The following is a 13,262-nucleotide window of genomic DNA, read 5'->3' as shown; positions in this document are numbered from 1 at the left end:
CACATATGACAAAGCTCCCGCGACCCTCTCGTGGAGGATCGCGGGAGCTATGCACCTATTTGTCCTGCGATCTACTTGCTGGAGGTCATCGGGCTCTTCCCGTCCGTCGATGGCAGCTTTTCCTTCTCGACGTTCTCGTCTTCGGGGCTTTGCTGTGAGGAGTTCGGGTCGACCAGCACGGACAGTTGCCCCTCTATCGTTAGCCCCAGATCGCCGCCGCTTGATTTACCGGCGGTGTCCGCGCTCGTCGATCCCGACAGCTTCGAGACCAGCAGTATGCGTTTCTCGGATGTTTGCACGGATCGAAGCAGTTCCAGGACGTCTGAATACGAGCCGACCACGTCGATTTTGACGGGGACGACATAGAAATTCGAAAACGCGATCTTGCCGCCGTCTGACTCACTCGATGTCGTGGCGTCCGCCGATCCCCCCGAACTGGTATCGGTCGAACTCGCAGCGTCCGAACCCGACGACTCGGCGTCGCTCGACGCCCCATCAGCTTCCGCCGGCTTAGATACCGCGGCGTCGGCCACTTCCTTGTTCGTCACCTTGACGAGGCTGGCATCGGAGAAAGCTATCGACGTCACGGACACGTTGTGATCGTCCGCCATGTCGCTGAACTGGCGTTGGAATTCCTGGGTCTGCTTCGTTGTGGGCACCTGGACGCGCAGTTCTTCGAGCAGCGCCTTGTAATCGTCGATCTTTGCGAACTGGGCTTTGAGCCGGTTCACCTCAACCTGCGCCTGGTCGTTCCGGGATTCCTGGTCCGCGGCCTGTTCGTTCGCCTCGGACGCCGATTCCCACAGCGGCTTGACACCCAGCATGCCGCCGACCAACGCCAGGATGAGCGAAATGAACACCGCAGCGATGGTCATCATGCGTGCCTTGTTTGCAGCCTTGGGGCTCATTTGTTGTCACCGTCCTTGTCGCTGCTGGTCGAGCCGTCGGTCGACACCTCCGTGTCGTTGAATTCTCGGTGCGCCAGCGCTTCGGCGTTGACCTGAACGCTCACGTTGACCGAGTATGTCGCCTTGGCGCTCCCGGAACCTGACACCGATTCAGCGAGGCTGGAGTCGATGATCGTCGCGTCTTGCAGGCCGGGGACGATGTTGAGCGCGTCTGCCCAATCGGATGCGTCTGGAAGGCTGGGCGAGGTCGCCACGAAGGTGATCGTCCCCAGTCCCGTTGCCAGGGTCGGGTCGGAAGCGTCGGGCGCCGAATCGGTCGGGGAGGCTTCCTCGATGTCGAAGCTGTCAATCGTGACGCCATCCGGCAACTGTGATGCGATGGCGTCAATGTAGTCGGCCCAGTTGATTTCGGTCACGACCGAAAAGTCGCGGACCTTCTTCGTTGAGTCGATGGATTTGATGACGCCGACAACTTCCGAATACTTCTTCTTCTCGGCGGCCAACTGCGTTGAGCGGTTGTTGGCATCTTCTAGCCGATTGTCAGCGGTGAGCTTGACGACGTAGGTTCCGCCGATGGCAAGCACTACCGCGGCCAGTACGCCTAGCACTGCATAGGTGAGGATCCGCCGACGAGCACCCAGTCTCCGCCCGTCCCGCACTTCGGGCGGCAGCAGGTCCACTTGGGGCAGCCCCGTTGGAGCGAAGGCCGCGCCCTGCTGTTCGGGCCCCGCCGCAGCGGGCTGATCAGGGCCGCTCTTCTTCTTCTTTTTGCCGAAACTTAGGTCCATGTTGAGATCCATCAGGCAAACACCCCGATTCCGTATGCGAGTCCGATGGCGATCGCCATCTGTGAGGCGTGGGATCGAAGCTGTTCTGCGTCCCCGGCACCCTTCGCTATCGCGGTTCCGTCGAAGGGGTCGCCCAAGATGACGTTGAGGCGACTGGTGCTTGCCAGGTACTGGCCGAATCCGGGCAGGTGGGCGCTGCCGCCGGTCAACGCCACGACTTCGAGGTGTTGACCGTTGGAGGCGGTGTTGAAGTACGCGAATGTCCCACGTATGGATTCGACAAGCTTGGTGGCGATCTCTGTCATGGCCTCGGCGCCGTCTCGTAATTCGGGTACCTGCGCCGCACCTAGCCCATACTGGCACTTGATCTGCTCAGCGTTCTCTTGGGATATTCCCTGCGCGCGCGCCAGCGCGTCCGTCATGTTTTGTCCGCCGACGGGCAGCGCCCGGACAAAGACGGGCCTTCCGTGGATGGCGATCGCGACGGTGGTGATCTTTGCGCCGATGTCAACCATCGCGACGTTGCCTTGCCCCAGGCTGCCGCGGGTCATTGACCGCAGTAGCGCGAAGGCGTTGAGATCGACACCGACAGGTGCCAGTCCCGCCTCGATGACGGTGTTCACGTTAGCCGCTACGGAATCCTTAGCGGCGGCAACCAGCATCCCCTCGTACGCCCTCACACCAGCGTCCATGACTTCACGGATGGGATAAAAATCTAGGAGCGCCTCGTCGACCGGCATCGGGAGCAGGTCCTGGACCTGGTAGGCGAGCGTGTTCTTGAGTTCGCTGATCGGTGCCCACGGCAGGTTGACGGACCGGGCTGCCACCCGCTGGTTACCGACGCCCAAGATCACCTCTTTGCCGCTGAATCCTCCGCGGGCGAACAGGGTCTTGATCGCCGCCGATACGACCTTGCTGTCGACGACCTCTCCGTCGCGCACGGCGTCGGGGGGCAACGCCACCTCGTTGAATCGTTTGAGCTGCCCGTTCGTACCCTCTGGCCCGAACTCGATCTCGGCCGCGCGGACCGCAGTGGTCCCGATGTCAAGACCGATCGAATGATGCTTGGCCACTGCTGTGCCTCCCCTATCCGGTCGCTTTACCAACGCACTATCGGCATTGTCGTGTGGTCACTTGAACTGTCCGCGACCCGTCACATCATTGTCCCCAAATACGCTTCCCATAGGGCGTTGCCTGCGGCGACGCCGACGCCAGCACCGACTATCATCCAGGGCCCGAACGGTATGCCGCTGCGGCGCCCCGCCTTCCCCGCCATCAGCAGCGCGACGCTAAATAAGCCTCCCAGCAGAAAGGCGGCGAAGGCGCCAACGAGCAGTTGCCCCCATCCCAACCATCCGAGCGCGAACCCCAGGACCCCGGCGAGTTTTACGTCGCCGAACCCCATCCCGCCGGGATAGATGATCGCCGCCAGAAAGTAGAACATGAAGAGCGCCAGGCCGCCTATCAGTGCACGCAGCAGCGGCCACCACCCGTCGGCACCGACGACTGCCTGCGCGACGAATAACGCAGCTAGGACCGCGTATCCGGGCAAGACAATGGCGTCGGGGAGTCTGTGCACATCCAGGTCGATCAGCGAGAGAGCCAGTCCGATCGCGCCCAGATAGGCGAACGCTGCGGCAGCAAAGCTGAACCCGAAATACCAAAAGGCCAGGCCGAAAATGGCTCCCGTCGCCGCCTCCACCAACGGGTATCTGATGGAAATCGGTTGCTTGCATTCACGGCAGCGTCCGCGAAGCACCACCCAAGACAGTAGTGGAACGTCTTCCCACCAAGTCAGCGTGTGACCGCATTTGGGGCAAGCGCTGCGCGGGGTCACGATGGATTCTCCCCGCGGCACGCGCCAAATAACGACGTTGAGGAACGACCCTATGACTAACCCGAACACGGTCGCTGCGGCGGGTATGAACCACGCTGGCAGTGCCGACACGACGACTTCGGTTCCGCTCAATCGCTCGACTTACTGAGTTCGACGAAGTCCTTGAGCGGCGAACCGGGATCATTCGGATCGGCATTCCACTTCTGTGCGTTTGACCCGTCGCAGGTCTCCACTATGACGGTGCTCCACATGTCGCCGCCGTAGGCCGAGTAGTAGTTGTAGTTACCGCTGCTATCGAGGTTCTTCGAGTTCGCTTCTGTCTTGGACGTTTGTTGACCGTGGTGGTCTGGCCCGGCTGCCGATAGGCACTTGGTGGTGTCGGATACCGGACGGAACGTCCAGCTGGTCTTTGTGTCGCCCGAAGCTGTGGTGCGGATCCACCACGAGCGTGGCGTCGAGCAATCAGGACCGAAATTATTGGGAAGATCGTTCGTATTGTTATAGAAAATCGTGCTATCGGTGAATCTCGGGTACCAGTAGTTGGTCATCTTGACGCCGCTGCGGTTGTATGGCGGGAGTTGGCGCGGTGATTGGCTCGTTGCAAATCCCGCAGAAGTTGGCATCATGAGGCAGAACTTCTTGTTGAGGAAGCTTCCGTACCAGTCGAAGCCCGACGTGCCTTCCAGGGTCGGGGTGACAACTATCTGTGTTTCGGTCGATGTCGTGCCCGCTGCTGGCTCGGAGTAGGTCCACTTGTGGTTCCACCGGAAGTTTTGTGTTCCGGTGGTCAGGCTTGCCGGGTCTTGCTTGCAGGGATACAGAATGCTGTAGGGCATCCATAGTTTGTCTCGAAATACGTCGAGGCATCGACCGAATTGAAGCAGGTTAACGATCTGCTTCGTACCGTACGAGGCCGCCCCGGCGCCCACATTCGGTTCGGGCTCGAATGCGCTCCAGATGACTCCGTCGGTGCGAACGGGGTTACCGACCTTGAGCGTCAAATTCGTAAGATTGGTTGCGCCTTCGGTCGTCCGCAGGCTCATGTCCATGTAGTTAGTGTTAGCGGCGTTTTGTCCCTGCCAGGTACCACCGTCGCGCCAACTCAGGCGCTGCCCCTCGGGGTCTGTGGTGCCGGTTGTGCATAGTTTGAGCGTTGCGTCGACACTGCTGTTCGCCGTGGCTGCACGACCGGAGATGCACAGGTCGACTCCGATTTCACCCTTGGCTGCAGACAGGTGGATCATGTAGTCGCTCTTCCACTCCCACCTATTGTTGTCGGTCGGCTCGATGCAGTCGGCTGATGCCGCCTCCCTGTAGCGAATAGCTGACCCGCTGGCGATGCTGTCGGCCACCAAGCAGTATCCCTTGCCAAGCGAATAGATACGGCCCCCAGCCGTATTCACAACTTTCAAAGAGAACTGGTAGATAGCCTCCACTTTTCGGTCCACGGCGTCGCCCAGGACTTTGTCGCCCGAGTCGAAGCCCTGGGATGTGACCAGGGCGTAGGAGGGCACTTTCCGCAGGCCAAGCGTTGCGCCGCCCGTCGAACACTCGATTTGGTTGTCAGCGTTGGCACGCCAGTCCTCTGACTTGTCGCTCGGGTCCTGAGAGTAGTAAGCGATGGTTGCGGTGTAGCTGGTCGTTGCGCCGGACCCGTCCACGTTGCCGGATACCTTGCAGGGTAGCTTGTGAATGTCGCCCATGGTTTCACCCGAAGCATCCAGCCCGATCGCGGCCCTAATCTGGCTCACCGCCACGTCAAGACCCGTTTGGGCTGCGGAGATGGTCCTGGTGCTCTTGGCGTTGACCAGCGTCGGTTTGACCTCCATGATGACCAGGCCCAGCAGAATAAGGCTCAGCCCCATGACAATGAACATGATGAGAATTGCGCTGGCTAGGGCAATGCCCCTGTCGTTGCTCTTTCGGAGTTGAAGCAGTCTTGTCATCATGATCGTGTCACTCCATCATCGCCCAGGCACACTGGCACGTCGGTCACACCATCGTTGTCCGAATCGAGATTTGTTTGTGCTTGATCGGTCGAATTCCTGGCGATGAAGACCGTGTCTAGTTGCGATCCCCTTCCGTCACCGAATGACCCCAAGCCGGCATCCAGGTGGACGCGCAAACGTTGCGTCGTGTAGGTCACGCCGGTGGTTAGATCCTTACCAGCCCGGTAGAAGGTGAACGGAAGTTGATCTGCGACGCTGAGATTGTTGCGGCCCTTGGTCACCAGAGTGATCCAACTGGTGATGGTCGACGTCTTCCCTTCGGTCCATTCTCTGCGTTGCAGTTCGCCGGCCGACGAGTCGTAGCGCCACTGCACGCAGGTCGCCACGCCCTCGTTCTGGTCGTCGACGTACCGATACTCCACGTATTGCTTGCCGCTAACAATGCCTGGGCGGTTGATGTCCGATGCGTAGCGGATTTCTCGGTCCATGCGTTGAAATACGTTCCGCATCTGGTCATTCGCTGTTGTGGCGGTCTCTGACCGAACGGTCGTCTTCACCATCGATACGACTCCGGCCATGAAGATCGCCAGAACGACAGTCAATATCCCCATCGCGACAATCAGCTCGACGAGCGTCATCCCCTTATCTCCAGGACACTTACCGGCAGAACGCCGCCGCAATCGCCTGCCAACATCCACGGCCAACATCAGTACTCCAACGTCCAATCGGCGATCTGGAACTCGTTCCCGCCGCCCTTGGTCTCGCTTACAGCCAACATGTAGTACCGATACGCGCCCGGGCTAGCGACAGTAAACGTCCGCTTGGACTTGTACTCATCCCAAGACCGTCCAGTCTGACTATCGATTTCAGTCCATAGATTGGAGGTCGGCGCAAGATTAACCGCCGCCGCACTCGTCGCACCGTAAATCTTCCACGATTTAGGGTCGCGATCGTGGAAATCGTTAGCCGACGTGATCGAATAAACACTTAGCTGCTTTGCCGAAGCAAGCTTATAAACGGCGGTAATTGGGAACTTGCCGTTTGTAAACTTTCCGAGATTCACGAACCACTTCGTGTCCGGATTCTTATCCTGGATTTTACTGACGATTTCAGTCTCCCAGTTACCGATCGAACCTTTCGGCATCTGCCCGTAGGGCGTGCGCGATATGAATTCGTCCGACGTGCCATTATTGTTCTGAACCTCAGATTGCAGCGCCGTATATCCAACATGGAAGGTGACTGTAGCAACGTTAGAATCCAACCCGTATGCCGCGAGTGCAGAATTCGAAGGCACTAGTTTGTAGGTGAATGAACAAGTTTTAGGTGTATTCGGAGCGACGAATCGGATTTCGTTATCTTGGAAATTCACGCCAGTGGGATCCAGGGCCCCACAATCACTCCCACTCAGCGCGCTCACTTTGACGACACTAGCAGTTGCACCCAAATTGCCCGGCAAATCATTAGATTTGGGTCTGAAACGCTGCTCACCCCCAACGTTGACCGTGTATTCATCGTCGACAGCGAGCGGAACGACCTTCAGAGTAATAATCTTCTTTGTGCCGGTCGAAAAGACACCATTGCTGCTGAACATCTGGTATTCGATTAGAACTATAAAAGGCTTATCATTCTGCGGCTTGTAAGAAACTGTTGTACCCCTGGTATCTCCGTTACTGGGGTTGTAAGTCGTATTGCCAAGTTTGAGCGTATCGCCCATACCGTCACCAGTAGGGATCGTGACTTTAGTAATAGCAATGATGCAGTTGCTCTTGTTGTCGTTCAACTTATTGATATCGAGATCCGTTCGATCATTCATTTCGTCACCCGTTATCGTCACCGTTTGATCACCGATGTTCATGCAGTCGCCGACCGTCACTCTCACTGCGGCGGGCTTGACAGATGCGTAGACGACGCGGTCCGATCCCTCGCCTTCTATGTCGGCGAGGTAGTAGTAGAAGGTTACGACTTTGCCGAGTGCGGTACTCGCTGGGGCTTTGAAGTTGATCTTGGTTCCGTCGGTTTCGATTCCCCACTTCGCAAGTTCCACCTTGTCAGCGTCACGTGCTGCTTGCAGGGATGCGTTCGGGTTGTCGGAATCGATGGTGGTGATCACGTCCAGCGTGCTTGACATCGAGATGAAGAGCTTTTTGGATAGGCCCTGCCCGTTCACTGTCCCCTTGTCATTCTTGATGACTTCCAGCGACTTTGTTTCATCAACGGGGGCGGTGAATTGGTCGTCGATTGCGGTGGGCAGGATCCGAACGTCCACCAGGGCAGAATTTGCGGAGGTCTTTCCTTGCGCGTCAACGAGGCTGTACTTGAACTGGTCGGTTCCGGAATAGTCGTCGTCCGTCGGCAGGTAGCTTACGATCCCGTCTCCCTTGCGGGCTACCGCTCCCTTCTTGGCGCCACCGTTGGTGCCCGTGAGAACCACCGGGTCGGAGCCCGTTTGGTACACGATGTCGTCGTTGCCAATGACGGAAGTTTCGGTGGGCGTGGTATCGCCGGCGCTGACGGTGATCTTGTCGTCTACGGGGTAGGGCCGCAGGTTGGTGTTCCAGAACACGTCCTGGCTGGGATCTATCAGCGTCGTTGCCCTGTACGTGCAGGTTTGGTCCGTGCATCCCTTGCCGGTCCACTTCACGACCGCGCGGACGCGGTAGATCAGGACGTCGGTTGCGACGGTGCGGGACGTCAAGCACTGCTGCGCGGAGGTGGAGGCGGTTGCCGACCTGTAGCAGCCGCCGATCAGCGTCGTCACGTCGTAGGTGGTGTTCGCCACGTTCGTGGTGTAGTTCAGGGGCACCCAGTCGTCGCTTGTGCCCGCGAGCCCCGCGGGGTCCCACACGTCGGTCTTGACCAGGTCGGAGGAGTCGGCGGCGTTGGCAGCAAACGCTGCCTCAACGTCGGACTTGGCGCGGCCGCGGAGTATGCCGGAAAGGTCGCCCGTCTTGGCGGGCTGCGGGGACACCGCTCGCGCGGCGTCGAGGGCCTGGTTGGCCACCGTCGCGGCCACCTGGTCCGACTGCAACTTCTTTGTCGTAGTCAGACCGGAGATGAAGAACATCGCTGCGGCCGTCGCGACCATTCCGATGAGTGTGAGGGCAACAATCACCTCAATGAGCGACATCCCCGCGTCGCGTGCGGCATGCTCAATCTTCATATCGCGCATGATATTCCCGTCCACTGCCACGAACTTGTACCCAACGATTGCCAGTTCCAAGAACTAGCTGCCTGATTGTAAATACCCCCAGCCAAAGGTGTGGCGGTGCGACCCAAACCGCACCGCCACACCTTCAGTAGGCATCTAATCAGGAAGACTGGAGGCCACCCGCAGCTGAGTCATAAGTGAAAGAATTAGCTTCCGCGTCCTTCGTTCCCTTTTCATTCCAACCGAGGATCTTGTACGACTCCCCTTCATTTGTGTACTTGATTTCGGTTCCACTCGACGCCGTCGCTACTTCAGCACCGTCGATCGTTATTTTTCCATTCGTATCAATTGCGACACCGTCGGTCGCAGGATACTTTTGGTTGTCCGTGTAGTAGGACTCAACTTCGTTGGCAATAGTCCGCAGATCGGACTTAGTACCCGAATCAACCGCCTTCTTTCGCTGGTTCATGAAGACCGGGATCGCGATGGCCGCGAGGATACCGATGATGATGATGACGACGAGGAGCTCGATGAGCGTGAAGCCCTTGTCCTTCTCCGCCATGGACTTCTGGATGCGTGCGATCATTATTCACACCTTCCTGGATTGTTCTCACTCACTTTGAATCCGGCCCAGGGTCCTGGGACCGGGGTCCTACACCATTGCATTCGGTAAGACCTGATCGGAACTTTAGCACCACCCGAAAGGTTCCATAATCGGCCGAATACCCTGGCTTGTTGCCGCCCCTTTACGGCAACGAGACAACAATATCACCGGGACACGAAGTCTGACCAGATGCAAAACCCCCATTCGTCCAATACACCCAATCATGGGATGAGGGGCGGCCGCCGGAGCTGGACCCGAGGATGCAGTAGGCCCCGGAAGAATCGTTGCGAATGCTCACGCTCACGCCCGGGGACGTGCGCAATCCGGCGGCGATGAGAGCCTGCTTCGTGACGGGTTGGTCCCCGGTCTGGAGCGCAATCACGTGCACCGCGGCGGCCTTGATGTCCGCCTGAATGGCGGCGTCCATGGCCTTGGCCCGCTGGTGCATGAAGACGGGGATTGCGATTCCCGCCAGTACCCCGATGATGGTAATCACCACCAGCACCTCCACCAGGGTGAAGCCGCGGTCACCCGGACCAGCTCCCCTGCCTTTTAGCGCTACGCCGCCCATATTGTCCCCCGGTATCGTGCGGTAGCGATTCCTTTAGCTAACTGCGTCGTAGATGGAGAAGATCGGCATGTACAGCGCGATGACCATGCCGCCCACGATCCCGCCGATGACGACAATCATGATCGGCTCGATCAGGCTGGTCAACTGCTCCGTCGTGGCCTCGACCTCGGCGTCGTAGAAGTCGGCGATCTTTTCGAGCATGTCGTCCAGCGCACCCGTGTCCTCGCCGACGGCCATCATCTGCACGACCATGGGCGGGAACACCGAGTGTTCCGATAGCGGCCCGGACAGCGATTTTCCTTTACGGACCGATTCGGCAATGTCTTGTGCCGCGTGTTCGATGACCATGTTGCCCGACGTTTCGCCGACGATCTCCAGGGCCTGCAGGATGGGGACGCCCGCGCGCAGCATCGCGCCGAGGTTGCGGGTGAAGCGCGCCACCGCGATCTTCTGGTTCAGCTTGCCGAACACGGGCACCTTGAGCTTGATCGGGTCGACCTTTTCGCGCACTTCCTTCTTGTGCTTGATCCGCCCCCACCACACCCACAGGATGATCAACACCACAATGATGGGCCCGATGGCGACCTTCAGGAAGTTCGACATGTTCACCATCATTTGGGTGATAGCGGGTAGTTGGCTACCCAATCCCTCGAACATGGACGCGAAGACCGGCACGATGAACAGCAACATGCCCGTGCTCGCAAGGATCGCCACGACCAGCACCACGAGCGGGTACGCCATCGCGGATTTGATCTTGCCCTTGAGCTTGACCTCGTCCTCGAAGTTCTTTGCGATGCTCTCAAGGGTCTGATCCAGGAACCCGCCCGTCTCGCCGGCCTTGACCATATTGATCATCAGCGGCGGGAATACCTTGGGGTGCTTGGCCAGCGCGCCGGAAAAGGAGTTACCCGTCTCCACGTCCGCCCGCACCGTGTTCAGGATTCCTTGCAGCGTCTTGTTTTCCGTTTGGTCGGCCAGGATCGTCAGCGCCCGGATCAGCGACAACCCGGCGTTGATCATCGTGGCCATCTGCCGGGACATGATCGCAATGTCCTTGAGCCCGACCTTGTCGGTCAGGCCGGGAATCTTGATGTCGGCGTTCAGCCCCCCGGTCTTGACCTCGGTGATCTGGATGGGATGGCCGCCGTTCGCCATGAGCCGCTGAGCGACGGCAGCCTCGCTGGGCCCCTCCATCTGCCCCTTGACGACGTTGCCGTTCTTGTCCCTGACCTCGTAATCAAAGGCCTTCGTTGCCGATCCCGCCATCAGTACGCGCTCCCGCCCTCAAGATTGCCCCCCATGCCCATATTCGCAATTCCCGACCCGACCTGCGACGACCCGCGCCCGGTCAAGCGGTTGAAGTCCGCCACGTTCTGGCACTTTTCCAGGCCGGTTTCGTAGCTAATCACGCCCTGCTTCGTCAGGTCCGCCAGGTGCTGATCCATCGAATGCATGCCGTCGGCCGCGCCCGCCTGCATCGAGGAATAGATCTGGTGGGTCTTGCCCTCGCGGATCAGGTTGCGGATGGCGGGTGTCGCGACCATGATTTCGGTCGCGACCACCCGGCCCGGGCCGTCGGCCCGCTTGCATAGCGTCTGGCACACAACCCCCTGGATCGTTGCCGCGAGCTGCACGCGGATCTGATCCTGCTGGCTGGGTGGGAATACGTCGATGACGCGGTCGATGGTCTGCGCGGCGTCCTGGGTGTGCAGGGTGGCGAACACCAGGTGACCGGTTTCGGCGGCGGTCAAAGCAACGCCGATCGTCTCCAGGTCACGCATTTCACCGACCAGGATGATGTCCGGGTCCTGGCGCAGCACGTGCTTGAGCGCGTTCGCGAAGCTCTTGGTGTCCTCGCCCACTTCGCGCTGATTGACGATCGAACGCTTGTGATGGTGGATGAATTCGATCGGGTCCTCGACCGTCATGATGTGGTCGGGGCGGTTGCGGTTCGCCAGGTCGATGATCGAGGCAAGCGTCGTCGACTTACCCGATCCGGTCGGCCCCGTCACCAGCACCAACCCGCGCGGGATATTAGCGAACGAGCCCACCACCGCCGGCACACCCAAATCCTCAAGGGGTTTGATTTCGCTGGGAATGATGCGGAACGCCGCGCCCAGGGCGTCTCGCTGCTGGTATAGGTTCACTCGGAAGCGTGCACCGCCCGGGACCTGGTACGCGAAGTCGAGCTCCAGGTCCTCTTCGAACTTCTCGCGCTGCTTTTGGGTCAGAATCTGGTAGACCGACCGGCGCAGCGAGTCGCCTTCCAGCGGAGCCTTGCCCTCAATGGGCTTCAGTCCCCCATCGCGGCGCACCATAGGCGGGGCGCCCTTGGTCAGGTGCAGGTCCGATGCCTTAAGTTCCGCAACCAACCGCAGCAGTTCGTCCAGGGACACGTCCTGTTCGCGCAGCTCCTGGTTCAGGCCGATGCGGCCGGCCCCGGGGCCGGCCGCGCGCTTCGCGGTGGGCTGCGGGGCCGCGGCCTTGGCGCGGGCCGCGGCGGCGGCGGCCGCGGAGTTCCCGGCGGGGGCAGCCGGGGCCGGGGTGAATGCGCCTCCCGGCGCGCCCCCTTGCCCCTGGGAAGCGGGTGCCTGCGCGGCGAACTGGCTGGCGGGCGATCCCGCGCCCTCGCCACCACCGGGGGCGGGCGACAGCGGACGCGGCACGAACGAGCCAACCTGCGGCTGCCCGGCGGCGGGTGCGCCCGCGTGGGCGCCGCCGGGTGCCGCGGGTGGCGCGCCATACGAGGCGGTGGGCGTGAAGGCGGTCTGTGGTGCCCCGCCGGCGGCAGCCGGCGTGAAGGCGGTCTGTGGCGCCCCGGCGGCGGCAGCCGGCGTGAAGGCAGTCTGCGGTGCCCCGGTCGCCGGGGCGGTGGCGCCAGGAGCGGCGCCTGCGGGTGCACGACCCGGAGCGGCGGGGGCGGCGGGGGCGGTGGGAGCGGCGGCGGCCGGCGCCTGCCCGGAACGCGGGCGCGCGGGCTGCTGCCCCGGGTAGCCCGCGGGCGGGTGCGCGGCCTCAGTCGCGATAGGCGGGATGTAGACGTCCTTGGGCACGGGCGGGTTAGCCTCCAAGGAAGTGTCCCGGTGCGGGGCCGGATGCCAGGTGCCCGGCGCCGACACCGGGCGGGGAGCGCCGGCGGCGCCAACCGCCCCCGAACCGCCCTGCAACGGTTGGCCGACCAGCGGGTGACCGCCTTGCGGTGCGTGCTGCGCCACCTGTTGCGACGGCCTGGTATCCGGGCCGCTGGGCCTTATCGGATCGACGGGATCGACGTCCTTTGGCCCCAATGCCCAAGAAAAGTCCGGCTCCGCGGGACGACCACTATTGTCGCTCATGGTGTGCCCACACCCTTTCCGTTGTTAGCTTGCCTGCGCGTATGCCAGAAATGCGATACAACCACTGCCGTCGCACGCGCCAAGACTCAAGACGTACAGCGTATCGGCATCTATGGCCCCGG

At 60.7% G+C, this 13,262-nt stretch carries 11 protein-coding genes; all 11 read right to left on the bottom strand.

All coding sequences use genetic code 11. The annotated features are described in order from the left end of the window. Window positions 1–71: 71 nt before the first annotated feature. Window positions 72–908: a hypothetical protein gene (locus FB389_RS01155; protein WP_142110992.1), complete on the bottom strand. Its 837-nt coding sequence runs from the start codon at window positions 906–908 to the stop codon at window positions 72–74. Then, the gene (locus tag FB389_RS01150; protein WP_142110991.1) at window positions 905–1,696 is read right to left on the bottom strand and encodes a PilN domain-containing protein; all 792 of its coding nucleotides are present in this window, start codon (window positions 1,694–1,696) and stop codon (window positions 905–907) included. Before FB389_RS01150 ends, FB389_RS01155 begins: the two co-directional genes overlap by 4 nt. Before the next feature lie 11 nt (window positions 1,697–1,707). Continuing rightward, complete coding sequence (pilM, locus tag FB389_RS01145) at window positions 1,708–2,769, bottom strand: type IV pilus assembly protein PilM (protein ID WP_142110990.1); 1,062 nt, start codon at window positions 2,767–2,769, stop codon at window positions 1,708–1,710. Window positions 2,770–2,849: 80 nt separating this feature from the next. Then, a complete protein-coding gene (locus tag FB389_RS01140; RefSeq protein WP_246043458.1) occupies window positions 2,850–3,665 on the bottom strand; it encodes a prepilin peptidase in 816 nt (271 codons plus the stop codon). Then, window positions 3,662–5,482 carry a hypothetical protein gene (locus FB389_RS01135; RefSeq protein ID WP_142110989.1) on the bottom strand — a complete coding sequence of 607 codons (1,821 nt, stop codon included), beginning with the start codon at window positions 5,480–5,482 and terminating at the stop codon, window positions 3,662–3,664. The genes FB389_RS01140 and FB389_RS01135 overlap by 4 nt, the downstream gene beginning before the upstream one ends. Further along, window positions 5,479–6,189 (bottom strand): PulJ/GspJ family protein, encoded by a 711-nt coding sequence (locus tag FB389_RS01130; RefSeq protein ID WP_142110988.1) that lies wholly within the window; start codon window positions 6,187–6,189, stop codon window positions 5,479–5,481. The genes FB389_RS01135 and FB389_RS01130 overlap by 4 nt, the downstream gene beginning before the upstream one ends. Beyond that, window positions 6,189–8,642 carry an Ig-like domain-containing protein gene (locus FB389_RS01125; RefSeq protein WP_170207817.1) on the bottom strand — a complete coding sequence of 818 codons (2,454 nt, stop codon included), beginning with the start codon at window positions 8,640–8,642 and terminating at the stop codon, window positions 6,189–6,191. Before FB389_RS01125 ends, FB389_RS01130 begins: the two co-directional genes overlap by 1 nt. A 148-nt stretch (window positions 8,643–8,790) precedes the next feature. Next, a complete protein-coding gene (locus FB389_RS10815; protein WP_142110986.1) occupies window positions 8,791–9,216 on the bottom strand; it encodes a prepilin-type N-terminal cleavage/methylation domain-containing protein in 426 nt (141 codons plus the stop codon). 160 nt (window positions 9,217–9,376) lie between these two features. Then, window positions 9,377–9,739, bottom strand: coding sequence for a type II secretion system GspH family protein (locus tag FB389_RS01115; RefSeq protein WP_246043457.1), 363 nt, complete (start codon window positions 9,737–9,739; stop codon window positions 9,377–9,379). A gap of 99 nt (window positions 9,740–9,838) precedes the next feature. Next, complete coding sequence (locus tag FB389_RS01110) at window positions 9,839–11,071, bottom strand: type II secretion system F family protein (RefSeq protein WP_142110984.1); 1,233 nt, start codon at window positions 11,069–11,071, stop codon at window positions 9,839–9,841. Beyond that, window positions 11,071–13,140: a type IV pilus twitching motility protein PilT gene (locus FB389_RS10810; RefSeq protein WP_142110983.1), complete on the bottom strand. Its 2,070-nt coding sequence runs from the start codon at window positions 13,138–13,140 to the stop codon at window positions 11,071–11,073. Before FB389_RS10810 ends, FB389_RS01110 begins: the two co-directional genes overlap by 1 nt. Window positions 13,141–13,262 lie beyond the last annotated feature (122 nt).

The sequence above is a fragment of the Rarobacter incanus genome, assembly GCF_006715765.1.
GTDB lineage: Bacteria > Actinomycetota > Actinomycetes > Actinomycetales > Cellulomonadaceae > Rarobacter > Rarobacter incanus.
Note: the sequence above shows the minus strand (reverse complement) of the source record. Positions and strands in the feature narration are given on the sequence as shown.